22 protein-coding genes and 1 pseudogene are annotated in these 25,040 nt (G+C 45.5%); 14 read left to right on the plus strand and 9 right to left on the minus strand.

Translation table 11 applies throughout. The features are described from left to right. Positions 1-58: 58 nt before the first annotated feature. Positions 59-2,698, minus strand: a complete 2,640-nt coding sequence (gene mdeB / locus AOC07_RS08160; RefSeq protein WP_215357472.1) for an alpha-ketoglutarate dehydrogenase — start codon at positions 2,696-2,698, stop codon at positions 59-61. Positions 2,699-2,732: 34 nt separating this feature from the next. After that, positions 2,733-3,638: pseudogene (locus AOC07_RS08165) on the minus strand (2-oxo acid dehydrogenase subunit E2); the annotation flags it as partial. A 228-nt stretch (positions 3,639-3,866) separates the two neighbouring features. Between AOC07_RS08165 and AOC07_RS08170 the strand changes: the two are divergent. From AOC07_RS08170 to AOC07_RS08180, 3 genes are read left to right on the plus strand one after another with little or no spacing between them, the layout of a single operon-like run. Beyond that, positions 3,867-4,331 carry an Lrp/AsnC family transcriptional regulator gene (locus AOC07_RS08170; RefSeq protein ID WP_215293074.1) on the plus strand — a complete coding sequence of 155 codons (465 nt, stop codon included), beginning with the start codon at positions 3,867-3,869 and terminating at the stop codon, positions 4,329-4,331. Between the two features lie 51 nt (positions 4,332-4,382). Then, entirely contained in the window at positions 4,383-5,144 is a 762-nt protein-coding gene (locus tag AOC07_RS08175) for an SDR family oxidoreductase (RefSeq protein ID WP_215357473.1), read from the plus strand. Positions 5,145-5,187: 43 nt separating this feature from the next. Continuing rightward, a complete protein-coding gene (locus AOC07_RS08180) occupies positions 5,188-6,171 on the plus strand; it encodes a tripartite tricarboxylate transporter substrate binding protein (protein ID WP_215357474.1) in 984 nt (327 codons plus the stop codon). Positions 6,172-6,179: 8 nt separating this feature from the next. Here the strand turns inward: AOC07_RS08180 and AOC07_RS08185 are convergent, their stop codons facing one another. Beyond that, complete coding sequence (locus AOC07_RS08185) at positions 6,180-6,704, minus strand: gamma carbonic anhydrase family protein (RefSeq protein ID WP_215357475.1); 525 nt, start codon at positions 6,702-6,704, stop codon at positions 6,180-6,182. Positions 6,705-6,749: 45 nt separating this feature from the next. Next, on the minus strand, positions 6,750-7,952 hold the full coding sequence (locus AOC07_RS08190) for an ammonium transporter (protein WP_215293082.1): 1,203 nt from the start codon (positions 7,950-7,952) through the stop codon (positions 6,750-6,752). Positions 7,953-8,089: 137 nt separating this feature from the next. Here AOC07_RS08190 and AOC07_RS08195 point away from each other — a divergent pair, with 137 nt between their 5' ends. Then, on the plus strand, positions 8,090-8,452 hold the full coding sequence (locus tag AOC07_RS08195; RefSeq protein ID WP_215293084.1) for a Rap1a/Tai family immunity protein: 363 nt from the start codon (positions 8,090-8,092) through the stop codon (positions 8,450-8,452). 47 nt (positions 8,453-8,499) lie between these two features. Beyond that, positions 8,500-8,787: a glycine zipper domain-containing protein gene (locus tag AOC07_RS08200; RefSeq protein ID WP_251369630.1), complete on the plus strand. Its 288-nt coding sequence runs from the start codon at positions 8,500-8,502 to the stop codon at positions 8,785-8,787. 35 nt (positions 8,788-8,822) lie between these two features. Here the strand turns inward: AOC07_RS08200 and AOC07_RS08205 are convergent, their stop codons facing one another. Then, complete coding sequence (locus AOC07_RS08205) at positions 8,823-9,212, minus strand: OsmC family protein (protein ID WP_215357476.1); 390 nt, start codon at positions 9,210-9,212, stop codon at positions 8,823-8,825. Between the two features lie 120 nt (positions 9,213-9,332). On the opposite strand from AOC07_RS08205, the gene AOC07_RS08210 reads away from it, so the two are divergent. The 9 genes from AOC07_RS08210 to AOC07_RS08250 are packed head-to-tail and all read left to right on the plus strand — an operon-like array spanning position 9,333 to position 19,272. After that, on the plus strand, positions 9,333-10,595 hold the full coding sequence (locus tag AOC07_RS08210; protein ID WP_215357477.1) for a putative Na+/H+ antiporter: 1,263 nt from the start codon (positions 9,333-9,335) through the stop codon (positions 10,593-10,595). A 49-nt stretch (positions 10,596-10,644) separates the two neighbouring features. Next, complete coding sequence (miaB, locus tag AOC07_RS08215) at positions 10,645-11,991, plus strand: tRNA (N6-isopentenyl adenosine(37)-C2)-methylthiotransferase MiaB (protein ID WP_215357479.1); 1,347 nt, start codon at positions 10,645-10,647, stop codon at positions 11,989-11,991. After that, positions 11,981-12,439 (plus strand): rRNA maturation RNase YbeY, encoded by a 459-nt coding sequence (ybeY, locus tag AOC07_RS08220; protein WP_215293098.1) that lies wholly within the window; start codon positions 11,981-11,983, stop codon positions 12,437-12,439. Before miaB ends, ybeY begins: the two co-directional genes overlap by 11 nt. Before the next feature lie 56 nt (positions 12,440-12,495). Continuing rightward, positions 12,496-13,335 carry an HlyC/CorC family transporter gene (locus AOC07_RS08225; RefSeq protein ID WP_215357481.1) on the plus strand — a complete coding sequence of 280 codons (840 nt, stop codon included), beginning with the start codon at positions 12,496-12,498 and terminating at the stop codon, positions 13,333-13,335. Positions 13,336-13,343: 8 nt separating this feature from the next. Then, entirely contained in the window at positions 13,344-14,879 is a 1,536-nt protein-coding gene (gene lnt / locus AOC07_RS08230) for an apolipoprotein N-acyltransferase (RefSeq protein WP_251371667.1), read from the plus strand. Positions 14,880-14,938: 59 nt separating this feature from the next. Further along, positions 14,939-15,826, plus strand: a complete 888-nt coding sequence (gene glyQ, locus AOC07_RS08235) for a glycine--tRNA ligase subunit alpha (protein ID WP_215357483.1) — start codon at positions 14,939-14,941, stop codon at positions 15,824-15,826. Beyond that, positions 15,823-17,961: a glycine--tRNA ligase subunit beta gene (glyS, locus tag AOC07_RS08240; protein ID WP_215357485.1), complete on the plus strand. Its 2,139-nt coding sequence runs from the start codon at positions 15,823-15,825 to the stop codon at positions 17,959-17,961. The genes glyQ and glyS overlap by 4 nt, the downstream gene beginning before the upstream one ends. After that, positions 17,958-18,530 (plus strand): D-glycero-beta-D-manno-heptose 1,7-bisphosphate 7-phosphatase, encoded by a 573-nt coding sequence (gene gmhB / locus AOC07_RS08245; RefSeq protein WP_215293121.1) that lies wholly within the window; start codon positions 17,958-17,960, stop codon positions 18,528-18,530. The genes glyS and gmhB overlap by 4 nt, the downstream gene beginning before the upstream one ends. Positions 18,531-18,537: 7 nt before the next feature. Next, positions 18,538-19,272 carry a 1-acyl-sn-glycerol-3-phosphate acyltransferase gene (locus AOC07_RS08250; protein WP_215357487.1) on the plus strand — a complete coding sequence of 245 codons (735 nt, stop codon included), beginning with the start codon at positions 18,538-18,540 and terminating at the stop codon, positions 19,270-19,272. A 6-nt stretch (positions 19,273-19,278) separates the two neighbouring features. Here AOC07_RS08250 and rsmA read toward each other — a convergent pair whose 3' ends face one another. The 4 genes from rsmA to AOC07_RS08270 are packed head-to-tail and all read right to left on the minus strand — an operon-like array spanning position 19,279 to position 25,007. Beyond that, positions 19,279-20,055 carry a 16S rRNA (adenine(1518)-N(6)/adenine(1519)-N(6))-dimethyltransferase RsmA gene (gene rsmA / locus AOC07_RS08255; protein ID WP_215357489.1) on the minus strand — a complete coding sequence of 259 codons (777 nt, stop codon included), beginning with the start codon at positions 20,053-20,055 and terminating at the stop codon, positions 19,279-19,281. Then, complete coding sequence (pdxA, locus tag AOC07_RS08260) at positions 20,055-21,068, minus strand: 4-hydroxythreonine-4-phosphate dehydrogenase PdxA (protein WP_215357491.1); 1,014 nt, start codon at positions 21,066-21,068, stop codon at positions 20,055-20,057. The genes rsmA and pdxA overlap by 1 nt, the downstream gene beginning before the upstream one ends. Then, positions 21,040-22,488, minus strand: a complete 1,449-nt coding sequence (locus AOC07_RS08265) for a peptidylprolyl isomerase (protein ID WP_371816715.1) — start codon at positions 22,486-22,488, stop codon at positions 21,040-21,042. Before AOC07_RS08265 ends, pdxA begins: the two co-directional genes overlap by 29 nt. Next, entirely contained in the window at positions 22,485-25,007 is a 2,523-nt protein-coding gene (locus AOC07_RS08270) for an LPS-assembly protein LptD (protein WP_215357493.1), read from the minus strand. Before AOC07_RS08270 ends, AOC07_RS08265 begins: the two co-directional genes overlap by 4 nt. Positions 25,008-25,040 lie beyond the last annotated feature (33 nt).

Below are 25,040 nucleotides of genomic sequence, written 5' to 3' on the forward strand. Positions count from 1 at the left end.
TCCAGTTAATTTGGGAATAAAAAATAATGAGGTCATCATCAAAGAGGGGTCAAAAGAATTATTGCTTTAAGGACTCTTTCGCTACTTTGCTGATACTGTCTGCGTTAACACCAAAATATTCTCTCAACGCAGCCCGTGTATCGCTCCGACCAAAACCATCGGTACCGAGCGTAATATACCCCCTGCTATCTGGAATGTAAGCTCGAATACTTTCGGGAAGCGCATGCACATAGTCTGTAGCAGCCACAATCGGGCCACGACCTTGAGCGAGCACTTGACTAATAAATGCTTGCTCAGCGCCAGTATTGCCTGAGAGTCTGTCCTGCTCTTTTGCCTTGCCATCTCTTGATAATTCGCTCCAGCTGGTCACGCTAAAGACGTCCACATTGATCCCTACATGAGCTAGTAAGTCGGCCGCTTTTAATACTTCAGTCATGATGGCGCCGGAACCCATGAGGCTTACGTAAGATTTGCTATCGCCATTGCTAGCCTTCACAGTTTTTAGTTTGTAGCAACCACGAATTACACCATCGGCAGCATTCTCAGGCAAATCAGGCTGGGCATAGTTCTCGTTCATGAGGGTGATGTAATAGAACAAATCTTTTTGATCTATTAGCATATCGCGCATACCTTGGTCGACAATTACAGCTAACTCACCTGCAAATGCAGGGTCGTAGGCCTTGCAGTTTGGAATGGTTCCAGCTACCAACTGACTACTGCCGTCCTGATGCTGCAAACCTTCACCACCTAAAGTAGTCCTGCCTGAAGTAGCTCCCAATAAGAAGCCTCTTGCCCGTTGATCAGCGGCTGCCCAGATAGCATCGCCAATTCTCTGAAATCCAAACATCGAGTAATAGATATAGAAGGGAAGCATTGCTATTCCGTGCACGCTATAACTCGTTGCTGCCGCAGTCCAACTTGCAATCGCGCCCGCCTCACTAATACCCTCTTCCAGAATTTGTCCGTCCAATGCCTCACGATAGCTCAGTACGGAGCCAATATCCTCTGGCTCATAGCGCTGACCAACGCTGGAGTAAATACCAACCTGTTTAAAGAGATTGGCCATACCAAATGTGCGCGCTTCATCTGCAACAATCGGCACAACTCTAGGCCCAAGCTCTTTATCTTTCAGCAAGTTTCCAAGCATCCGAACAAAAGCCATTGTGGTCGACATCTCCTTATCTTCAGCCTTGATTGCAAAAGCCGCATAAGAGTTGATATCGGGCACTTTTAATTGCTCACAATCTGAATAACGCTTTGGCAATTGGCCGCCGAGTTTATTACGCTGCTCCTTTAAATATTTCAGTTCTTCACTGCTCTCCTCAGGCCTAAAGAAAGTAAGGCTCGTAGCCTGCTCATCTGTTAATGGCAAGTTAAAACGATTGCGATATTCAATTAGCGCCTCGTCATCGAGCTTCTTCTGGCTATGCGTAGTCATTTTTCCTTGACCAGCATTACCCATGCCATAACCTTTCTTCGTATGCGCCAAGATTACTGTTGGCTGACCTACATGATTGGCGGCAGCTTTATAAGCAGCATAAATTTTGACGAGATCATGGCCACCTCTTTTGAGTCGATCGATTTGCTCATCTGTCATGCCTTGCGCAAGACGGGTCAACTCCTCATTTTGGCCAAAGAAATTGGTGCGATTGAAACTGCCGTCTTTAGCAGCAAATGTTTGCATCTGTCCATCAACCGTTTGAGCAAAAGCCTTCACTAAGGCACCAGTAGTATCCCTAGCAAACAGCCCGTCCCAATCACTGCCCCACACTAATTTAATAACGTTCCAACCAGAGCCGCGAAACAGTTTTTCAAGCTCGTCAATAATCCTGCCGTTGCCACGCACCGGACCATCTAAGCGTTGTAAGTTGCAATTGACTACCCAAACCAAGTTATCCAGCTTTTCTCTGGAGGCTAAAGTCAAGGCACTCATGCTTTCTGGCTCATCCATCTCACCATCGCCAAATACACCCCAAACTTTTCTGGTTGAGCAATCTAATAATTTGCGATCGCTCAGGTAGCGCATAAAACGCGCATGGTAAATCGAACTAATGGGGCCGATTCCCATTGAACCTGTTGGGAACTGCCAAAACTCTGGCATTAACCAGGGATGTGGATAGCTTGATAAGCCTCTTGCACCAGCTTCAGGCGCAGTAATTTCTCGCCTGTAATGTGCGAGGTCATTCTCAGACAATCTGCCCTCCAAGTAAGCGCGCGCATATACACCTGGTGCACTATGCGGCTGAAAGAAAACGAGGTCGCCACGCTCTTTTGCATCACCACCCTCAGTTCTTGCACGGAAAAAATGATTAAAGCCAACTTCAAATAAATCAGCAGCGCTGGCATAGCTGGCAATGTGGCCACCCAATTCCCCATAGGCTTCATTTGCTTTAGCAACCATCGCGAGCGCATTCCACCTCATGAGAGATGCAAGTTTTTCTTCGATTGCAAGGTCTCCAGGGAAAGGAGGTTGCTCATCCACAGGGATCGAATTGATGTAAGGAGTAACTAAGTCAGGCACCCAGTTGATTTGATTTTTATTGGCCAGCTTTACTAAATTATCCAAAATAAATTTGGCGCGCGCACTATCACCAGAGGCTAACAAATCCATAAATGCCTCATTCCACTCTGCAGTTTCCGCAGGATCCGTATCTACGTGCTCAAGATTTAGATATTTTTTAATGTCGGGGGCATTCATGAAAAATTCCTCAGTAACTTTTTACTTTTAATAATCACAACATAACTTTACGAAAATCGCCCAGTAATTGGGCAAGATAAGTGGTGAAGTGGGTTGCTAAAGCCCCATCAATAACGCGATGATCCGCCGTCATAGAAAGTGGACAAATCAGACGCGGAATGAATTGCGAACCATTCCATATGGGCTTCATGGCAGACTTATTCACTGCCAAAATAGCCACTTCGGGTGCATTCACAATTGGGGCACAGTAAGTGCCGCCGATGCCACCCAATGAAGAAATCGTAAAGCTAGCGCCTTGCATCTGATCTGGCTTGAGTTTTCCTTCACGCGCCAACTTTGCTAAGCCAGCGGTCTCCTGTGCAATCTCCATAATGCCCTTCTGATCAACATTACGGATCACTGGCACTACCAAACCACCTTCGGTATCAACAGCAAAACCAATGTGAAAATATTTTTTCAAAATAAGCTCTTCACCGTCTAAGGAGGCATTGAATGTTGGGTATTTCTTAAGGGCAGCCACTGCGGCCTTAATAAGAAATGCCAGCAATGTAACCTTAATATCGTCTTTTTTATTTTCTTTGTTTAATGACGCGCGAAATTCTTCAAGATCAGTAATATCCGTATCGTCGTGATAGGTCACCGCTGGAATCATGACCCAATTGCGCGCCAGATTTGCAGCAGACACCTTCTGAATTCGACTGCGAGCTTGGCGCTCAATTTCTCCGAACCTCGTAAAGTCAATCTTAGGCCAAGGTAACAGATCAAAGCCAGCAATACCTTTGCCATTGAGGGCTGGTGAGATTTCTCTGGCTGACATTGAGCGCTTAATAAATTGCTGAATGTCTTCTTTCGTAATCCGGCCTCTTTGACCGCTACCGCGAACCTGCTGAATGTCAACACCAAATTCGCGGGCAAACTTTCTTGCAGAAGGGCTGGCCCAAATGTCAGGGCTCAAAATGGATTGGCTTGTTGAGGCCTGATTGCCGCTGGGCAATAAACCTCCAACCTCAGGAAATGCAAACTCAAGACCCACAACCCCTCCAATGAACAACAGGTGTATTGATGGCTATATTTTGTTAGATTATCTACAAAATAGGATGCTAACTATTGGCTATAAATCATAATTTTCAGCATAAAATGCTGATATATAGACTTTTTAAGGAACTTTATGAAGCTAGACCCCATAGATATCAGAATTTTGAATGAACTCCAAAATGATAGCTCCCATAGCAATGTAGAGCTAGCAAAGCGGGTTCATCTCTCGCCATCGCCTTGTCTCATGCGGGTGAAAGCACTCAAAGACAAAGGGGTCATCAGAAACTATGTAGCGCTGGCAGATCCCAAAGTGTTGGGTCTTGGCTTAAACGTCTTTATCTCCATTAGCCTTAAAGAGCAATCCAAAGAGGCCTTAGCGGAATTTGAACAACGCATCTCAGAGCACGATGAAGTCATGGAGTGTTATCTCATGACCGGAGATAGTGATTACCTTATCCGCGTTGCAGTAGCTGATATGGGTGCGCTCGAAAAATTTATCCTAGAACAACTAACACCAATCTCTGGGATTGAGAAAATTCGATCTAGCTTCGCTTTAAAGCAAGTACGCTATAAAACTGCTTTACCATTACCAAAGTAGATGTAGAGCAATATAGAATTTATTCGAGACACTATACATAGAAAGAAAGCGATGCCACAAAAAAATAATAAAGTAGCACTCGTCACTGGAGCAGGAGTTGGAATTGGAAGAGCGGCAGCTAAAGCTCTTCTAAAAGGCGGATATCAAGTTGTACTCACTGGCCGCAACCTCGAGAAGCTAGAAAAAGCAATTACCGATATTGGTGGAACAAGCGACAACTGTCTTGCGGTAGCTTGTGATGTTGGTCAACCAGAGCAAGTGAAAAAATTATTTGCCGCCCTTAAGGAACGTTTTGGGCGCATTGACGTGCTCTTCAATAACGCCGGCATTGGCGCTCCCGCCATTCCGATGGAAGACCTCACCTATGAGCAATGGATGAATGTTGTAAATGCAAATCTTTGCGGAGCTTTTTTATGTTCCCAAGAGGCAATTCGTATGATGAAGGCACAATCCCCGCAAGGTGGCAGAATTATTAATAATGGCTCAATTTCTGCGCATGCTCCAAGACCAATGTCAGCGCCCTATACTGCCACTAAGCATGCTATTAGCGGTCTAACAAAAACCATTTCACTAGATGGTCGTCCGTTTAACATTGCATGCGGCCAAATTGACATTGGTAATGCCGCCACAGAAATGACGGATCGCATGGCTGCTGGCATCATGCAAGCAGATCAATCTATTAAAGTTGAACCGCGTATGGATGTTGATCACGTGGGAGAAGCTTTACTACATATGGCTCAACTACCCCTGGAGAGCAATATTCTTTCAATGACAATTATGGCTACCAATATGCCTTTCGTTGGTAGAGGTTAATTCAAATTAATTCAGCTCAAATCAGAGTCGCCGGGGATAGATCATGAATAACTCACAACGTCGTCACTTCATTAGCCTAGCATTTGCCGCTGCCTTGTTGCCAAGCTTTCATGCAATTTCTGCTCCGGACAATGATTACCCAAATCGCTCAATAAAACTGGTAATCCCATTTCCCGCTGGAGGCAGTACTGATGCCATGGCGCGTAACCTTGGCCCAGCCCTTAGCAAAGTGCTTGGCCAATCGATTGTGATTGAGAATAAGTCTGGAGCATCCGGCACGGTAGGTGCAGACTTTGTTGCAAAGTCTGCACCAGATGGATATACGCTACTGATGGGAACCTTGCATCTCACCATTGCGCAGTCTGTTTTTCCAAAACTCAATTACCGTATTGATAAAGACTTGGTGCCGATAGGAACCGTGGGAATGATTCCGAATGTTGTCGTAGTAAACGCATCCGTTCCAGCCAATAACATTAAAGAACTGGTCGCACTAACGAAAGCCAATCCCGATAAATATGATTACGCTTCCGTTGGCCCAGGATCTGCACATCATCTGATTGGAGAGATGTTCAAAATTAAAACTGGGGCCAGCCTAACCCACATACCTTATCGTGGCAGTGCCCCTGCTGTTGTTGACTTGCTTGGTGGCCAAGTATCAGTCATGTTTGATACGATTCCATCTGCTCTCCCTCACATCAAAGATGGAAAAACAAAAGCGCTAGCAGTGACAACAGCAAAACGCTCTAGCGCCCTTCCAAACGTTCCGACCCTGATTGAATCTGGAGTAGCTATAGATGTTGGCACCTGGAATGGGTTAATGGCTCCCGCAGGCACAGATCCAGCCATTATTGACAAGCTAAATCGAGCGGTTGTGATTGTGCTAAATGATCCTGAGATGCGAAAACAATTGCAAGCACTGGGGATCGAGCCGATGCCAAGTGCCCCCGCAGAACTAAGGACGCGCATCAATAAAGAAATAGTTGACTACAGTAGTTTGGCTAAAGAACTAAAACTGAGCGTTGAGTAAGCTCATGCTCAGGCAATTTTTTTAAGCGTCTTGATATAACGCTGTGCGTTCTTGACATAGCGCCCTGCGATATCTTCGATACCTGCAATCTGCTCTGGGCTTAATGTTTTTACTGCCTTAGCAGGTGAGCCAATAATCATCGAGCCTTCAGGAAATTCTTTGCCCTCAGTAACAAGAGCACCCGCACCGACTAAGCAATTTTTACCGATCTTTGCGCCGTTTAAAATCACAGCGCCAATACCGATTAAGCTGCCATCTCCAATATGGCAACCATGAAGCATTACTTTATGCCCAACAGTAACGTTCTTGCCAACAATCAGTGGGTAACCAAGATCGGTGTGTAGAACTGATGCGTCTTGTACATTACTACCTTCGCCAACTTGAATGAGGTCGTTATCACCACGAATAACAACTGCAGGCCAAATGCTTGCATTTTTATGGAGCTCTACTTTGCCGATGACCTCAGCACTCTCAGCAACCCAGGCGCCCTCAGATAGCTGAGGGGCAATTCCGTCAAGTTCAAATATAGCCATGACTCATTATAGGTATGAATCAGGCTATAGAGAAAGACTGCAAATCTACCAGTTTGGTTCGCGGTCTGGAGTAGAAGAAATACGGTGCACACTTAAGTCGGCACCTTCATACTCTTCTTCTTGAGACATTCGAATGCCGAGCAATGCTTTCAAGGCGCCGTAGACTGCAAAACCGCCAATTAGTGCGATACCTACGCCAATAGTGCTACCAATAAGTTGTCCTAGAAAAGTAACGCCGCCGATGCCACCTAGTGCTTTCGCCCCAAAAATACCTGCAGCTAAACCACCCCAAAGTCCACACAAGCCATGTAAGGGCCACACGCCGAGAACATCATCAATCTTCCAGCGGTTTTGTACTAAGGTAAACATATAGACAAATAATGCGCCCGCTACTAAGCCAACAAACAGCGCTCCAACCGGATGCATTAAATCGGAGCCAGCACAAACAGCAACTAAGCCAGCAAGAGGGCCGTTATATGTAAAGCCCGGATCATTCCGACCAACAACCCATGCAGCTAATGTGCCACCGACCATTGCCATTAAGGAATTCAAGGCAACCAAGCCACTAATCTTATCGATTGTCTGCGCGCTCATCACATTAAAACCAAACCAACCTACTGCGAGGATCCACGCTCCTAAGGCGAGGAATGGAATACTTGAAGGTGGATGCGCAGAAATTTGCCCTTCCTTGGTGTAACGACCACGACGCGCGCCCAACAGAATTACTGCAGGTAAAGCAATCCAACCGCCAACCGCATGCACCACTACCGAACCAGCAAAGTCATGAAACTCTTCACCAGTCAAGCCTTTGATCCAAGCCTGAATACCGTAGTGTTGATTCCATGCAATCCCCTCGAAGAAGGGATAAACAAAACCCACCAAAATAAAAGTTGCAATCAATTGAGGATTAAATTTGGCGCGCTCGGCAATACCACCCGAAACAATCGCAGGAATAGCTGCGGCAAAAGTGAGTAAGAAGAAAAATTTTACTAACTCGTAACCATTTTTCTCAGCCAGCAATTCCGCCCCAGAGAAAAAGTTGACGCCATAAGCAATGCTGTAGCCAATGAAAAAATACGCAATAGTTGAAACTGCAAAGTCCACCAAGATCTTAACCAAGGCATTGACTTGGTTTTTCTTGCGAACAGTTCCCAGTTCTAGAAATGCAAAACCTGCATGCATCGCAAGAACCATAATGGCGCCCAGCAAAATAAATAAAGCATCACTACCTGTCTTCAAAATTTCCATGAAATTTCTCCCCCTTATTTTTTGCATCATTATGGGGAAACAATAATCCCAAATAAGTGCAGAATGCACCTATTTAGTGCATTAATTAGCCTAATTTATGGTTTATGATGAATTTTCATATACCCAAGGGAGAACCCATGAAAAAAGTCCTCATAGTTTTGGCTGCTTTAGCAGCATTTTCTGGCCTGGCCCAGGCCCAAGAAACCATCAAAGTGCTCAGCACCCAAGAATTGGCAAATACTTGCAAGATGCCTGCCAGCCCTGAATCTCGAAGCTTCTGTATTGGCTTTACTACTTCCGTATATGACACCTATTTAGCAACTCGTCACCCACAGCGCGCTAAGCCATTTATTTGCGTTAAGCAACCTGCTCCAGCACGCGATGAAGTGATTGGTGATTTTGTAAAGTTTGTGCAATCAAATCAACAAGTAGCCGATAAGCCAGCCGCAGGTGTGTTTTTAGGCTTTCTAGCTGCACGCTTTCCTTGCGCCAGAAAATAATTTAGATAACTTAGCGAACTCAAAATATATTTAAAGGATCAGTTGTTATGAAAAAAATTATTGCGATTACCGCAGCAACTCTCTCTATTGCAGGCTGCTCAAACATGAGCAATACTGAACAACGCACACTATCCGGCGCAGGCATTGGCGCAGCCGCTGGTGCGGTAGGCACAGCTATTTTCCACGGCAATCCAATTTGGGGGGCAGTTGGTGGGGCAGCCGTTGGCGCAGCTTCTGGCTATGTATACGATGCTTACAAAAAAGAGCAAGCATCTGAATACAATTCTGGCTATAACGCAGGCAAAAATAATCAGCCAGCTAAAGCGCCCAACTAAAACTAGCCTTACCTCAATAAATTATCCAGCTTGCATTAATTTACAAGCTGGGTTTTTATTTGGATTTGTCCTGCTAATGCCTTATGAATAGGGCATTTATTTGCAATCTCAATCAAACGATTTTTTTCTTCTACGCTAAGATTTCCAATCAACTGGATATCACGTGTAAATTTTTCAATATCATCGGCGCGTTCAATGTCGACAGTCACGATAGCATTCTCTAAGCTCATTGCTTTATGACCAGCATACATTTTTAAAGTCATACTTGTACAAGCTGCTAAAGCAGCGCCAAGGTACTCATGCGGACTGGGCCCAGTTCCACCACCTCCCTTGCTGACCTCTGAATCAGATAAAAAATGCAAATCGCCTGCACTCAGTTTTTGTTGGAGCGGGCCTTCGCCAAACCGTGACTCTACTTTTCTCATCGCTATCTCTCATTCATTCAATATGGTTGATTATTTACTTGCTCTCAAATTCATGCTGCCCTAAAAATCTCTAAAAGTAACAATGTCTTAATATACTGAATCACCTGCTACCATTCTGCTATGAACTTTACCCCCACAGAACTCGGCGCCAGCATTATTTTTGCTATTGCAGTTTTGCATACTTTTTGCACTGGTTATTTTGAGTCGCTAGCTAAAAAATCTCCCACCCATGCTGGCCTATGGCATCTGCTAGGCGAGGTCGAGATTGTCTTTGGCTTTTGGGCTGCCATTCTAATTGTCTTCATGTGCTTCATTGATGATTTGAGCACTGCAAGGGCCTTTTTAGAAAGGCGCAACTTTACAGAACCCTTATTTGTATTTGCGATCATGATTGTGGCTGGCAGTAAGCCGATTCTGTTTGTTTCAACTGAAATCTTGCACCTGCTTGCAAAGGGGCTGCAGTTTGTCTTGCGCATAAGAAGCGCCCCCGCTCTTTATTTTTTAACGCTTGCAATGACGCCGTTACTGGGCTCTCTGATTACTGAACCCGCTGCCATGACGTTGGCGGCATTTTTATTGCGGGACTTAGTGTATCGACACCAGTGCTCCAAGGGGCTTCTCTTCGGGACCTTGGGCGTACTCTTTGTCAATATTTCAATCGGTGGTACCTTAACCAATTTTGCTGCCCCACCAGTACTGATGGTTGCTTCAACCTGGGACTGGAGCTCAGCATTCATGTTTGCTAACTTCGGCATTGAATCGTGTATTGCCATTTTTGTGAATGCGCTCGGCGCTACATTGCTCTTTAATCGCCAACTCATTGAGCCAAACGGCTCGACGAAGCAAAGTAAAATCCCATTCGCAGTGATCGTAATGCACTTATTATTTTTGTTGGGTGTTGTGGTGTTTGCCCATGATCCCGTTATCTTTATGTGGCTGCTGCTCTTCTTTATTGGTTACACCACCGCTTATCCAAAACATCAAAATCCACTCATCCTGAAAGAAGCTTTGCTAGTTGGCTTCTTCTTAGCTGGATTGGTCGTTTTAGGTGCACTGCAGGGATGGTGGTTGCAACCCATTCTTGAAATGATGAGTCCTACAGCAGTCTTTTATGGCAGCCTTGCTCTGACGGCAATTACCGATAATGCCGCGCTGACTTATTTGGGATCATTGGTCACAGGTACTTCTTTAGAATTTAAGCTAGCATTAGTGGGTGGAGCAGTTGCTGGCGGAGGGTTAACTGTTATTGCTAATGCGCCCAACCCCGCAGGAATTGCCATCCTGAGGCAACACTTTCCAAATGGTGCTGTATCGGCGTTCTATCTACTGATAGCGGCACTTCCACCCACTCTAGTAGCAATTCTGGCTTATCGACTGATATAAACAGTAAAATCTGAGCTTCGCCCCCCAGTTATAAACCTGAGAACGGCCTATGAAAAAGCTCTATATCAAAACCTTTGGCTGTCAAATGAACGAGTATGACTCGGGCAAGATGGCAGACCTCCTTCATGCTGATGAAGGCATGATCATGACTGACACCCCGGAAGATGCGGATGTTGTTCTTCTTAACACTTGCTCCATTCGAGAAAAAGCGGAAGATAAAGTCTTCTCCGATCTAGGACGCTTGCGTGAACTGAAGAAAACTAAACCCAATTTATTGATTGGTGTTGGTGGTTGCGTAGCTAGCCAAGAAGGTCAGCAAATTGTGAGTCGCGCACCCTATGTTGATGTTGTCTTTGGGCCACAAACATTGCACCGCCTATCAGACCTGATTGCACAGCGTCGCAAGACTGGCATCCCCCAAGTAGATATTTCTTTTCCTGAAATTGAAAAGTTTGATCACCTGCCTGCATCTCGTCAAACCCGTGGCTCTGCATATGTATCGATTATGGAAGGCTGCTCTAAATACTGTAGCTACTGTGTAGTTCCTTATACACGCGGTGAAGAGGTTTCAAGGCCATTTGAGGATGTTCTCACTGAGGTTGCAGGTCTCGCAAGTAAAGGTGTTAAAGAGATAGTCCTACTTGGTCAAAACGTGAATGCCTACCTTGGTAAAATGGGCAGCACTGATGAGATCGCTGACTTTGCTTTACTCATTGAATACATCGCTGATATTCCTGGGGTTGAGCGTATTCGTTTTACTACAAGCCACCCTAAAGAATTTACCCAACGACTGATCGATGTATACGCCAAAGTACCTCAGCTAGTAAGTCACTTGCATTTGCCAGTTCAACATGGATCCGACTCAGTGCTGTCGGCCATGAAGCGGGGCTATACCGCACTTGAATACAAGAGCATTATTCGCAAAATGCGTGCTGTACGGCCTAATCTAACCTTGTCGAGCGATTTCATTGTGGGCTTTCCAGGTGAGACTGAGGCTGATTTTGAGAAGCTTCTCAAGATGGTTCAAGAGCTTGAGTTTGATAATAGTTTCTGCTTCATTTTCAGCCCGCGTCCAGGAACACCAGCTGCAAATCTCAGCGATGACACTCCTTATGAGATCAAACTGAAGCGCTTGCAAACACTGTTAGCGCTAGTTGAACGTCAAGCAAATCAAATCAGCCAAAAAATGTTAGGTAGCACCGAAAGAGTGCTGATTGAGGGTTTAGCTAAGGATGGCGTCAACCTCCAAGGTCGCGCAGAGAATAATCGTGTTGTTCATTTCACAGTACCCGAGCAAGACATTGAAGCGCTAGTTGGGCAAATGGTTGATATTCGAATTACCGAAGTGCTGAACTACACCTTAAGAGGCGAATTAGTCGAAGCCCATGCACACTAAACTCACAATTGATATTCAGTACGCTAGTGCAGCGATTGAGGCTTCTGTCAGTAAGGCCGCCTCTGCTACCTTAATCAAAAAGTGGGTGAAGGCTGCAACAAGTTATGGCGGTTTATTGACACTGCGGTTTGTGAACGCTGGCGAAGGCAAGAAACTGAATTTGGCTTTTCGCAAAAAAGAGTATGCAACCAATGTTTTAACTTTCCCATATGAGCTCTCAAAAAACACTTTAGTGGCAGATATTATTTTCTGCTTACCCGTGATTCAAAAAGAGGCTAAAGAACAAAATAAAGTTATCAAAGCTCATTTGGCGCACTTAATCGTACACGGCTGTCTGCACGCCCAAGCTTACGATCATGAGGTGAAAAAGGAGGCCGAGAAAATGGAGGCCTTGGAGGTAAAAATCTTACATAAACTAGGCTTTACAAACCCCTACCTTGCCCAGTAATTCAATATCCTAAGCACATTTATTGATTTAACTTATTTCTACGCTATTCTTGCAACATGCCTGACCCCAACAAATCCCTTTTAAATCGCTTGGCTGATTTTTTAACGCCACAGCCAACGAGCCCCAACGAACGCCGCCAAGAATTAATTACCACTTTGCGCGAAGCGCAAACCGAAGGATTAATCGATGCTGATGCCCTCTCGATGATTGAAGGCGTATTTCAGGTGGGTCAACTATGTGCAAGAGATATTTTGCTACCTCGCGCCCAAATTGACTGGATTGATATCAACCTTCCCCTTGCCGACTTAATCAAAACAGTCATTGAGGCTGCGCATTCTCGCTTTCCAGTATTTGAAGGTAGTCGCGACAACGTGATTGGTATCTTGCTAGCCAAGGACTTATTACGTCATGCCACAGAAAAAGATTTTCAAGTGCGTGACTGGCTCCGCCCAGCTGTCTTCATCCCGGAATCAAAACGCTTAAGTGTTTTATTGCGTGATTTCAAGGATAACCGCAACCATTTAGCTGTTGTAGTGGATGAATATAGCGGCATCGCAGGCATCATTACCATTGAAGATGTGCTGGAACAAATCGTTGGTGATATCGAGGATGAGCACGATATTGATGAAGAAGCTGACAACATTATCTCTCTAGATAATGGTGATATTCGAGTTAAAGGCATTACTGAACTCGAGCAATTAAATGAAACGCTGGGCACTGAATTTGCAGTAGAAGATATCGAAACTGTTGCTGGCCTGGTTGTTCAGCACTTAGGTCGCGTTCCCAAAATGGGGGAATGTATTGCAATTGATGGTATTGAGTTCGAAGTGCTACGCGCTGACCCACGGCAAGTTCATATTTTGCTTGCACGTCAAATACCTAAAGCAGCTGACTGAGAATTGCCTTGGTAGATCTGCATTCTGGCAAGACCATCCGGAGCGGCGATGCATTTGTACTCCTAACGCTTTTTATCCTAGGCGCATTCATAGCTGTAGCGGCCGAACTTTCTTATGGAGGTTGGGCTCAAATCCCGCTACTGAGTATTGTTTGGTGGCGACTTAGCCTACTAAAACATTGCCGTCTCAAAACTTATTTTTTCTCTAGCCTCGCATTTGGTCTTGGCTACTTTGTAATAGGCCTATGGTGGCTCTACATTAGCCTGCATGACGTAGGCGGCATCAATAGCCTGCTTTCCTGTATGGCAGTTTTTTTGCTGTCTGCGTATGTCTCCTTATATTTTTCGATCGCCTGTTTATCGATTCGACTGTTTAAGTCTTCTTCTATTTCAGGCCTATTGCTTGCCTCAAGCTGGGCAGTCACCGAATACCTTCGCGGAGAATTGTTCACAGGGTTTCCATGGATGGGATTTGCTGAAGCACAAGTCAATGGACCATTTGCAGCTATTGCCCCATTCTTTGGCGGACTAGCTTGCACTTTCCTAGCGGTATACGCCTCTTGGCAAATCCTTCAGCTCAAAAAACATCCAATGCTTTGCATCTCGACACTTACGGTAGTAGCACTCATTACTGCTTCTTCAGGCCTATGGACCTTTACCAAGCCAATCGGTGAGCCACTCAAGATTGAGCTGGTTCAAGGCAACTTTCCCCAAAGCATGTTCTTTAACCCTGAGGGCGTGCTAAAACAAATACATTTTTACAGCACCACCATGATGCAATCCCAAGCCGAGCTTGTTGTCGCCCCAGAGACGGCATTCTCTTGGCCCGAAAGTAATCTACCAATTGGGCTAGTAGCAAATTTACAAAACTTTGCTACTACTGCTTATAGCAACTTACTCTTTGGAGTGATTGGTCGAGATCCAAATCCGCGTGATGGAAGAGAATTTTCCAATCGAGCTCTAGGTCTCTCACCATCTGCAGATTCTTATCGTTATGACAAGAATCATTTGGTTCCTTTTGGAGAATTCATTCCACCGGGGTTTCGTTGGTTTGTAAATGCCTTTAGTGTTCCACTAAGTGACTTTGCGAGAGGCGGGGATGAGCAAGAAAATCTGATCATTCACAGAAAAAAACAGGATCCAATTTATGCGGCGATCACCATTTGCTACGAAGATGTTTTTGGTGGTGAACTAGCTAGCCGTATTCGAAATAACTCCAAGCCAACCAATTTGCTAATCAATCTCACCAACCTTGCTTGGTTTGGCGATTCACAAGCGCCCACACAGCAATTACGGCTTTCTCAATTGCGCTCACTAGAAACCGGTCTACCTGCCTTACGGGCTACCAATACCGGGATTACAGCAGTCTTGGGACCCAATGGAAAAGTACTGCAAGCGCTGCCGGAATTCACTCAAGGAAGTCTCATTGCCCAGGTTCAGGCCTACGCAGGTAAAACGCCATACGTAATTTGGGGTAATTTCCCAATTTTGAGTATTTCTTGCCTTCTGTTGATCTGGGGTCTGATTCGTCACAGACGTTTTTAGTCATTTTTGACTCTACCCCCTACTAGCCATGTAAAATCAATGGCTTAGCCAGGTTAATCATGCTTACTTTTCAGCAAATCATTCTCAAACTTCAAGATTATTGGGACCAACAAGGTTGCGCCCTATTGCAACCTATCGACCTCGAGGTTGGCGCAGGCACTTCCCATACTGCGACCTTTCTGCGCGCTATCGGCCCAGAACCCTGGAAGGCGGCTTATGTTCAGCCATCCCGCCGACCGAAAGATGGTCGTTATGGTGAAAACCCAAACCGCCTACAACACTACTATCAATATCAAGTTGTTCTAAAGCCAGCCCCAGAAAATATACTCGAGCTCTATCTTGGATCATTAGCGGCATTAGGCCTAGACCTCAAAGAAAACGATGTGCGCTTTGTAGAGGATGATTGGGAGAACCCGACTTTAGGAGCCTGGGGCTTGGGCTGGGAAGTTTGGTTAAACGGCATGGAAGTCACTCAGTTCACTTATTTCCAACAAGTAGGTGGCCTAGATTGCAAACCTGTTCTTGGTGAAATTACTTACGGCATAGAACGCTTAGCAATGTACATTCAGAATTGCTCAAACGTGTATGACCTCGTTTGGGCAGATGGCATTTCTTATGGAGATGTCTATCACCAAAACGAGGTGGAGCAATCTTGCTATAACTTTGAACACTCAAATACTGACTTGCTGTTTGCAAACTTTTCAAACTATGAGAGTGAGGCAAAACGCTTGATGGAAGTACCGCTGGCCCTCCCCGCTTATGAAATGGTTCTCAAAGCAGCGCATACCTTTAACTTGCTTGATGCACGTGGCGCGATCTCCGTGACTGAACGTGCAGCTTATATTGGCCGTATTCGGAACCTTTCTCGCGCAGTAGCCCAAGCTTATTTTGAGTCTCGTGAAAAACTAGGCTTTCCAATGTGTCATCGTCAAGCAATTCACTTATGAGCACAAATACTTGGCTTTCTCAGCCTGCTACTTTATTGATTGAAGTATTCACTGAAGAATTGCCTCCAAAATCACTACGTCGCTTAGGTGACGCTTTCAGCGATGGAATTTTTGCTGCATTAAAAGTTGCTGGCCTAGCAAGCGAATCATCGAAAGTAATCAGCTTTGCGACGCCGCGTCGCCTAGCAGTTCAAGTAAGTAATGTTCTTGATCAAGCACCAGACTATCCAATACGTGAAAAACTATTGCCGACCAGTATTGCATTTGATGCGCAAGGAAAAGCGACGCCGCCTTTACTTAAAAAATTAGCCTCGCTTGGTTATGACGATGTTGACCTTAGCACACTTGAGAAGGCGGGCGAAGGCAAAAACGAGGCTCTCTACCTAAATGTCATTGCTAAAGGTGCATCGCTAGAACAAACTGCACAAGCTGCACTTGAGCAAACACTCAATAAATTGCCTGTCGCTAAAATGATGCACTATCAAGTGCTTCAGAGAGATGGTCAATTAGCAGACGTTGAATTTGCCCGTCCAGCCCATCGGATTATTGCTTTACATGGTGATCAGACCCTCAATATCAGCAGCTTAGGTATTGATGCTGGCAACCAGACTGAGGGGCATCGTTTCTTGGCTCCAGGCCCTCTGACCATATCCAGTGCAGACCAATATGAAAATGATCTACAAACCAAAGCCAAGGTAATTCCAAGCTTTCATCAGCGCAGAGCCCAAATTGAGGCAGCACTCTTAAAAGCCGCTGGCACTGACTTGGTTTTAATGCCTGATAGCCTGCTAGATGAAGTGACCGCTTTAGTTGAATGGCCAGCTATCTACGAATGCCACTTTGATCAAGAATTTTTAGAGGTTCCCCAAGAATGCTTGATTTTGACAATGCAAACCAATCAAAAGTACTTTGCGTTGACAGACAAACAAGGCAGGTTGCGCAATCGCTTTTTGATTGTTTCTAATATTGAAACGGCCAAGCCAGAGGCCATCATCTCCGGTAATGAGCGGGTTGTCCGTCCTCGACTTTCAGATGCCCGCTTCTTCTTCCAGCAAGATCAAAAGCGCCCCCTAGCTTCACGCGTTGCTGATCTTGGCAAGGTGGTTTACCACAATCAATTGGGTAGTCAGCTTGAGCGCACTAAGCGCGTTCAAAGCCTCGCATCTAATATTGCAAAAAAACTCAATGCGGATGAAAAGCTGGCAAGTCGTGCCGCAGAAATTGCAAAGACTGACTTACTAAGCGATATGGTTGGCGAGTTCCCTGAGTTACAAGGCATCATGGGAAGATACTACGCAACGTACGATGGAGAAAATTCTGAAGTAGCTGCAGCATGCAGTGAACACTATATGCCACGCTTTGCGGGTGACACATTGCCCCAGACCCAGACCGGCACAATCTTGGCTATTGCTGACAAGCTTGAAACCCTTGTGGGCATTTGGGGCGTTGGGCTTGCGCCTACGGGCGATAAAGATCCCTATGCATTACGTCGCCATGCCTTAGGCATCTGTCGTTTGCTCTTAGAAAAGAATCTCTCTCTAAGTTTGCCTGAGTTAATTGAATTGGCTCGAGCACAGTTCCTGCAAAAAGATGTACAGGAGAAAGCAAATGCCGCAGCGATCTATGAATTCATTATTGATCGCTTACGCGCTTATCTACGCGATCAGTCAGTTTCTGGAAAACCATTTACTAGCGCTGAAATCGATGCCGTTCTCAGCCAAGAACCAGCACAGATTAATGATTTAATCGAACGCTTAACTGCTTTGCGCGAATTTAACGCTTTTCCTGAAGCAGCTCAGCTAGCTGCCGCAAATAAACGCATTAGCAATATTCTAAAAAAGACAACGACTGATATTCCGGCAAAATGTTCTAGCAAGTTATTGCAAATTCCGGCTGAAGCCACCCTCAATAAGACCTTAGAGGAAATTACTCCTGCGCTAAATGAAGCCTATAAACAAAGACAGTATGTTGATCTCTTGAAGGCACTTGTTGCCTTAAGCGCACCGATTGACCAGTTCTTTGCTGATGTAATGGTGATGGATCCAAACCCCGAGTTACGCGATAACCGCCTTGCTCTCCTGCAACAACTTCACCAGAAAATGAATCTCGTTGCCGACCTCGGCAAATTAGCATGAGCATCAGCTCTTCTAAACTCATCATTCTCGATCGTGATGGCGTGATCAACGAAGATCGTGATGATTATGTGAAATCTGTTGATGAATGGGTTCCGCTACCGGGTAGCTTGGAAGCAATAGCGCTACTGAATCAAGCGGGCTACCAAATTGCAATTGCAACCAATCAATCAGGCTTATCTAGGGGATATTTTTCAATCAATGATTTGCATGCTATGCATAACAAGATGGATAAGCTCCTTCAACCCCTAGGTGGTCATATTGATAGCATCTTTTTTTGTCCACACCTTGATTCTCATGGCTGTGATTGCCGTAAGCCTGCGCCCGGACTCATGAAAGAAATTGCTTTGCGTTACAAAAAATCTGGAAACACACAAGCCCTCTTGGGTGTACCCATCGTCGGCGACTCCTTACGCGATCTAGAGGCTGGAATTGCCCTCGGGGCCACGCCCCATCTAGTTTTGACTGGTAAAGGTCAAAAGACTTTTGATAAGGGTAATTTACCGGAAGGCACACAAATTCACAGAGATTTGATGGCGTTTGCAAACTCGCTTCTAGTGGACAAGATCTAAGGAAAACATGATTTATCTTCGCTCCACCCTATTTACCTTATTTCTGTTGATCTTTACTCCAATTTGGTCAGTGCTCTGCATGCTGGCATTCCCTTTTCTCACCCCAGAAAACCGTTATAGTTTTATCGGCCTTTGGAACAAAGTGGTTATTTGGCTTCTACGGCACCTGTGCGGTATTCGTTATGAAATTCGCGGCATGAAACATATGCATGCAGTGCTTGATCAACCTGTCATCATTCTGAGTAAGCATCAATCTGCCTATGAAACGATTGCTTATATTGCACTCCTTCCAAAACAGCTCTGCTTTGTCTTTAAACGTGAGCTACTGTGGATTCCTTTTTTTGGCTGGGCTTTAGCCTTGCTGAAAATGATTCACATTAATCGAGCGAATAAGCAAACAGCTGCACTCTCAGTCGCTAGCCAGGGTCGTAAACGCCTTAGCGAAGGCAAATGGATCATGCTATTCCCGGAAGGCACCAGAACTCCACGGGGCTCAACTAAGCCCTATCGTAAAGGCGGAGCCCGTCTCGCAAGCGCTACGGGTGCATTGGTCATTCCAATTGCTCATAACGCAGGCAATTTCTGGCCTAAGAACAGCTTTTTAAAGCAGCCTGGCACTGTGATTTTTTCGATTGGGCCAGCCATTCTTTCTGAAGGTAAATCAGGGGAAGATCTACAGCAAGAAGTAGAAGGCTGGATCGAATCTGAGATGCGCGTGATTGATCCAGGCGCCTATAAATAAAAAGTGTTAAGCAGCTAAAACTTTAGCCCACTCAATATAGCGATCAACTGATATATCTTGAGCCCGCGCCTTAAGTTCAAGTTCAGTCAAATTTAGCCTCTCTGCAAAAACTTGTAAGTTGGTGCGTAACATTTTTCTTCTTTGGGAGAAGGCAGCTGCCACCAGCTGCTCTAGGGCGCGCCACTGAGCATTACTCAGGCTGAAGTTCTTGCGTGGAATCATGCGCACTACAGCAGAGTTCACCTTTGGCTGTGGATCAAAAGCCTCGGGAGGCACTTCAAGCACAGGCTCCATATCGTAACGCGCTTGAAGCATTACTGATAATCTACTGAAATCAGTGCTTCCTGCTTTTGCCACCATTCGCTCAACGACTTCAGCTTGCAGCATAAATATCTGCTCATCAATTTCTGTAGCCGCCGCAACAAGATGGAATAGGAGTGGCGAAGAAATGTTGTAAGGTAAATTGCCCACCACTTTACAAAAACCTTTTTTGTCAGAGCGGTCTCGAGCCCATTCTAAGAAATCGAATTTAAGGGCATCACCCTCAATGACTTTCAAGTTCTCAAGGTTTTGCTGATTCCAATAAGCAACCAAATCACGATCAATTTCGAGCAGGTCAAGTTGATCAAGATTTCTGAGTAAAGGTCTGGTTAAAGCACCAAGACCTGGTCCAATCTCGATGACATGCATATCAGGGCCGGGATTAATTAAGGCTATGATGGAATAAATAATCCCATCATCCTGCAAAAAATTTTGGCCAAAACGTTTACGTGCGCGATGCATTACTTAGCTTGAGTTCTTGTATTTAAAGCAAGCTCATAAGCCAAACGCAAGGCTTCCAACATGCTGCCAGAATCAGCAATTCCTTTTCCGGCAATATCCAAAGCAGTGCCATGATCAACCGAGGTCCGAATAATTGGCAAACCTAAAGTGACGTTCACGCCACCACCAAATGTCACAAATTTGAATGGCGCTAATCCTTGATCGTGATACATGGCTATAAATGCATCAACCTCCTCAAGCGAATGAGCATCAAACATAGTGTCCCCGGGATATGGCCCAGAAACTGCTATCCCCTGCTGTTTAGCTGACTCAATCGCAGGCGCAATCACCTGAATCTCTTCGCCCCCCAAATACCCAGCCTCTCCAGCATGGGGATTAAGGCCAGCAACACGTATTCTCGGCCTAGTTATGCCGAATTTTTCTTTTAGGTCTTGGTTTACTATCTGAATCGTTTCAAGCAAGAGTTCATAACTTAAGTAGGCTGAAACATCTTTCAATGGCATGTGTGTACTTGCCAAAGCAACCCTTAAATCCTTCCGAGATTTAATACCTAAGAAACCAAGTGGCAAGGGGGCACATAGCATCATGACAACATGGTTTCTGCTGCAACGTTGTGCTAAATATTCTGTATGGCCAGTAAAAGGAATGCCCGCAATATTCATTACACTCTTTTGAACGGGCGCAGTAACCATTCCATCAAAATCCCCACGAATACAAGCGTCGGTTGCTTGATCTAAAAGATTAAAGACATATTGAGCATTTGCTGGATTAAGTACCCCCGGCAAGGCAGGCGATACAAGCGGGACTGAATCTATTTTCAAGCGATCGAAAAAATTTGCTGTTTTACCTGAAGAATCTTTAAATAAGCTGGCATCGCCCAATAAGGTAATCTGCGCATGAGCTTGTTCGCCCAAAAAATCTTTTGCGGCAGCAAGAGAAACTTCAGGCCCCACACCGGCTGGATCGCCAGTGGTGATTACTAATTTAACGAGGTGCGGCGCTGGCTGCATCATCCACATTCAAGATTTTGACTGTTGCAGTATCTCGTAGCTCACGCAGCCAATCCTGATAGGCTTGTTCAAATTTTCTTTCGCGGATGGCTGCACGAGCAAACTCGCGCTGCTTTTCTACCGTCAGTTGCGCTTCACGACGCTCAAGCACCTGAATTAAGTGCCAACCAAATTCAGATTTAACTGGATTACTCACTTCTCCAATTTGGAGTCGATTCATTGCCTGCTCAAATTCAGGCACCAAATCACCAGGCCCCATCCAGCCTAGATTCCCACCATTTGGGGCTGACCCGTCTTCAGAGAATTTTTTAGCTAAGTCACCAAAATCTGCTGTCTTAGCGCGCACCTGATCGCGATATCCTTGTAAGCGCCTCTCAGCATCTTGATCAGTCAGACCCGGTCTATTTTTCAACAAAATATGGCGCGCCATTGTCTGTGTAATGGGAATATTTTGAGGCGCTGTTGACGCAGGCTCTTGCGTTGTAGACTGCTGCTGTGCGGGAGCCGCACTGATTGCGCGACGATCCAATACTTTTAGAACGTGATATCCCGCAGGGCTCTTAACAACAGCGTTGGCAACTTGGCCGCTACCAGTATTTCGGATAGCCTCATAGAATAATTGTGGCAGGCGATCTGGAGTGCGATACCCCAATTCTTGAAATTTAATTTTGGGGTTTTCTTTTGCAGCAGCAGCGCCGAGTTGTAAAAAATCCGCATCACCTCTTGCATCACGTAACAGAGCTTCTGCTTGCTTCTTTGCCTCAGCCTGTGACCCAGCTCCAGCATCCGCTGGAATAAAAATCTGCGCAACAGCAATCTCTTCAGGTGCGCCCTTCACTGGAGGAGCAGAACGTTGGGCACCACCAGCCATAGCACGCATGCGATCAGAAATGAAATTGTCTATTTCCGCATCAGAAATCTTGATTTTCGTCTCTACAGAACGTTCGCGAAAGCGACTGACAACAATGTCATCCCGCAAAGTCTCTTTGTAGCGCTCAAATGTCATTCCAGTGGCAATTACTTTTGCTTTGAACTCAGCGTAACTTAATTTATTTTTAGTAGCAATATCCCCAATAATTTTGTCTAACTCTTTATTGGTCACTGTTATGCCTTCTTGCTCGGCATTTTGTAATTGAATTTTTTCAATAATTAAGCGATCTAAAACCAACTTTCTTAAATCAGACCCTTCAGGCAATTTGGCGCCCTGCTTCTGGAGAGTGGCAATGCGGTCATCAATTTCTTTGCGGGTTACGTAACCCGTATTCACTACAGCAGCAACGCCATCGATATTCCGAATCTTGCTATCTGCTGTAATGCCGCCCTTAGAAGCGTCTTGAGAACTAGCAATGCCAGCAAAAGAAATTGCCCCAAAAACAAGGGCAGTGTTTAGGATCTGTTTCAAGCGATTCCTACGAAGCATCATTGATAATTCTCATATATTGAAGGTGGAATAGGCTTTGAAGTTGGCATATATCCAGGCACATTTAACTTCATGATATCAACTGGGTTGCTACCAGCGCTAGCAAAACCCCTAAATTCTATTTGAAAGAGTATCTGAGTCGTAGTTATCTGAGACGTATTCAGCATTTGTGAATATACGCTACGGAAGGTCCAGCAATCTCGCGCCCACTCCAAGCCGACTAAGGTATTCAAGGTTTTAGTAGTTAAAGCATCATAACCATAGCGACCTAATACCGATATCTCGCGGGTCAGGGGCCATTGACCAGATACGTTGTACTGATCAGTTGTGGTTGCAGAGGGAACATAAGCCTGATTATTTTGTAAGGATGCCTCAACCGGAGGTGACCAGACGTTGCGCCAGCCAAAGTTCAAACTCCTTCCAGGGGTTGGGCGCCAACTGCCACCCACGGTAGTCTGAACAAAGCGATTGAGTTGGGTGTTGTACTGACCAAACATATCGGCACTGAAATTTCCAAGCAAACGGACAGAACCAGAGCCCAAAGTATCAGAATAGGTCATAGGGTTTACGACGTTGCCGTTTAAACCAACTTTTTGACCGGTGAATTGCTGTTGTTGTGCCAGCGTTACATTAGCTCGCTCAGCACCAGTATTTGCCTCAATCATCCTACTAGTCATACCTATCGTTGCTGCATTTCTATCGGCAATACGGTCATTACCAATGTATGTGTTTTCAGCGAAGATTTGGGATACGCCGAAGCCCGCATCCGCCGTATCAAAAATTGGGGTCTGCGCCTGACTTTGATATGGCGTATACACATAAAAAGCTCTTGGCTCCATAGTAAGCAACATGTCACGCCCAAAGAAACCTTTGAGCTCAGCTGCATCTCGTTCGAATGCCAAACCAGAATCCAAACTAAATGTTGGAATAGTGAAACCCTGCGCTGGTAATGCGCCAACATTATTAAATGGAGTGGCGTTGTAGTTATTGGATTGAAAACTCACCTTAGGGGTGATGTAATAACCAGGTGTCACCTGCGGAAGAGACATGGCACCCTTGACTACCGTTCTATCCGCTTGGCTATATACGCCAGGGGCAGTAGCCGCTAGATGCCCTTGAATGTTGTATGCAAATCGCGTGAAATCTGTAGAAAATGAAGTAGCAGGGCCTGTGGGTAAGGTGACATATTTGCCGCTCGCATCTGAGGCTGTTGGAGTCAAGCGATTGTTATAGGCTGCAGTAATATTCGGCAAAACGTTATAAGGCGCCTGCACTGTGACAGTAGGATCAGGCTGAAGGGTTTGAAACGTTAACGCTCTTGCTGATACATTCCAATTACTTAAACTTCCTGTAAGGCCCTTGGTGGTTCCAACTTCTTGTCGAAACTGATTGGTTACCGCCCCCGCAATACTTTGCGAGAATTGTGTCGGATATAGATTATCTGAAACCCTAGCAACGTTTGCATATCCTGACCATGCGCCGGGCAAAGGAGCGCCACCAGGCCCAACTCCGCCACTGAAAATTTGACGCTGCTGCCAGTCGTACTTCCATCGATCCGTTCCAGTCTGTTTATCGTACGGCAGAAACTCGCCCATCACTGTTCCAGAATCTTTACTGTCTAGAAAACGGTATTGGGCTCCCAACATCGTGCCACGATGATTCATATAACGAGGCAACAACAACAAGTCACGATTAGGGGCAATATTTACATAATATGGCTGCGTAATATCTAGACCATTGTTTGAGTTGTACCCTGCAACTGGAGCTAAAAGGCCTGTGCGGCGCTGACCGCCCGTTGGCGCAGTGAAATAAGGAACATAGGCAATCGGTACATCAAAGAATCGCATAACGCCATGCGTACCAGCCATCTCCTTCTGCTCGTTATCAATTTCTAAAGTGCTCGCCGTAAAATACCAATCCATGTTTTCCGGAGTGCAAGTGGTGTAGGTTGCCTTATCAAAGACAAAAACATCTGGGCTCTCAACTGTTAATTTTTTTGCCTTGCCGCTTCCGCGACTATCTCGCAGATCATAAGTGGGAGTCTCCATCGCGCCTTCACGCGCATCAACTTTAAATTGCCCCTTAGGGCCCTTGAAAGTAACGTTCCCTTTTGAGAGCTCAGCATTACCAAGCAAATCTGCAATATCAGTATCTGGGTTGTAAGTGATTTCATCGGCCTTGAGGACTGCGCCATTACGACGAATTTGCGCGCGACCTTTTAAATGCATATCACGCTCTACAACGCCATCGATTGAATCACTAGATGTAAAGGTCAGCGCTTTACCATCCTCAATTGGCTTACCTACACGCAGCTGATCATCCAACTTTAAAATAGTGACATTGCCACGATCTGGTAACAAAACAGTATTGGTGTTGGACTGTGAAAGTGGGGGCAATGGAGCGGGTGCCTGCGCCTGAATTGGGAGCGCGAATTGAAGCAATATCACCCCCATGATTACGCGCGGGGTTATAGCCAAAAAAAGAGGGGCGCAAAGGCCGGCGCGACGGCGATAATGACTCATGGATCCAGACCAGCCTTATTATACGAATCGACC

It is taken from the genome of Polynucleobacter sp. UB-Raua-W9, assembly GCF_018687435.1.
Taxonomy (GTDB): domain Bacteria; phylum Pseudomonadota; class Gammaproteobacteria; order Burkholderiales; family Burkholderiaceae; genus Polynucleobacter.

What these genes read in the sequence shown, in the direction of transcription:
- mdeB (WP_215357472.1), bottom strand. Translation starts at nt 2,698, where the DNA reads ATGAATGCCCCCGACATTAAAAAATATCTAAATCTTGAGCACGTAGAT.
- AOC07_RS08170 (WP_215293074.1), top strand. Translation starts at nt 3,867, where the DNA reads ATGAAGCTAGACCCCATAGATATCAGAATTTTGAATGAACTCCAAAAT.
- AOC07_RS08175 (WP_215357473.1), top strand. Translation starts at nt 4,383, where the DNA reads ATGCCACAAAAAAATAATAAAGTAGCACTCGTCACTGGAGCAGGAGTT.
- AOC07_RS08180 (WP_215357474.1), top strand. Translation starts at nt 5,188, where the DNA reads ATGAATAACTCACAACGTCGTCACTTCATTAGCCTAGCATTTGCCGCT.
- AOC07_RS08185 (WP_215357475.1), bottom strand. Translation starts at nt 6,704, where the DNA reads ATGGCTATATTTGAACTTGACGGAATTGCCCCTCAGCTATCTGAGGGC.
- AOC07_RS08190 (WP_215293082.1), bottom strand. Translation starts at nt 7,952, where the DNA reads ATGGAAATTTTGAAGACAGGTAGTGATGCTTTATTTATTTTGCTGGGC.
- AOC07_RS08195 (WP_215293084.1), top strand. Translation starts at nt 8,090, where the DNA reads ATGAAAAAAGTCCTCATAGTTTTGGCTGCTTTAGCAGCATTTTCTGGC.
- AOC07_RS08200 (WP_251369630.1), top strand. Translation starts at nt 8,500, where the DNA reads ATGAAAAAAATTATTGCGATTACCGCAGCAACTCTCTCTATTGCAGGC.
- AOC07_RS08205 (WP_215357476.1), bottom strand. Translation starts at nt 9,212, where the DNA reads ATGAGAAAAGTAGAGTCACGGTTTGGCGAAGGCCCGCTCCAACAAAAA.
- AOC07_RS08210 (WP_215357477.1), top strand. Translation starts at nt 9,333, where the DNA reads ATGAACTTTACCCCCACAGAACTCGGCGCCAGCATTATTTTTGCTATT.
- miaB (WP_215357479.1), top strand. Translation starts at nt 10,645, where the DNA reads ATGAAAAAGCTCTATATCAAAACCTTTGGCTGTCAAATGAACGAGTAT.
- ybeY (WP_215293098.1), top strand. Translation starts at nt 11,981, where the DNA reads ATGCACACTAAACTCACAATTGATATTCAGTACGCTAGTGCAGCGATT.
- AOC07_RS08225 (WP_215357481.1), top strand. Translation starts at nt 12,496, where the DNA reads ATGCCTGACCCCAACAAATCCCTTTTAAATCGCTTGGCTGATTTTTTA.
- glyQ (WP_215357483.1), top strand. Translation starts at nt 14,939, where the DNA reads ATGCTTACTTTTCAGCAAATCATTCTCAAACTTCAAGATTATTGGGAC.
- glyS (WP_215357485.1), top strand. Translation starts at nt 15,823, where the DNA reads ATGAGCACAAATACTTGGCTTTCTCAGCCTGCTACTTTATTGATTGAA.
- gmhB (WP_215293121.1), top strand. Translation starts at nt 17,958, where the DNA reads ATGAGCATCAGCTCTTCTAAACTCATCATTCTCGATCGTGATGGCGTG.
- AOC07_RS08250 (WP_215357487.1), top strand. Translation starts at nt 18,538, where the DNA reads ATGATTTATCTTCGCTCCACCCTATTTACCTTATTTCTGTTGATCTTT.
- rsmA (WP_215357489.1), bottom strand. Translation starts at nt 20,055, where the DNA reads ATGCATCGCGCACGTAAACGTTTTGGCCAAAATTTTTTGCAGGATGAT.
- pdxA (WP_215357491.1), bottom strand. Translation starts at nt 21,068, where the DNA reads ATGATGCAGCCAGCGCCGCACCTCGTTAAATTAGTAATCACCACTGGC.
- AOC07_RS08265 (WP_371816715.1), bottom strand. Translation starts at nt 22,488, where the DNA reads ATGATGCTTCGTAGGAATCGCTTGAAACAGATCCTAAACACTGCCCTT.
- AOC07_RS08270 (WP_215357493.1), bottom strand. Translation starts at nt 25,007, where the DNA reads ATGAGTCATTATCGCCGTCGCGCCGGCCTTTGCGCCCCTCTTTTTTTG.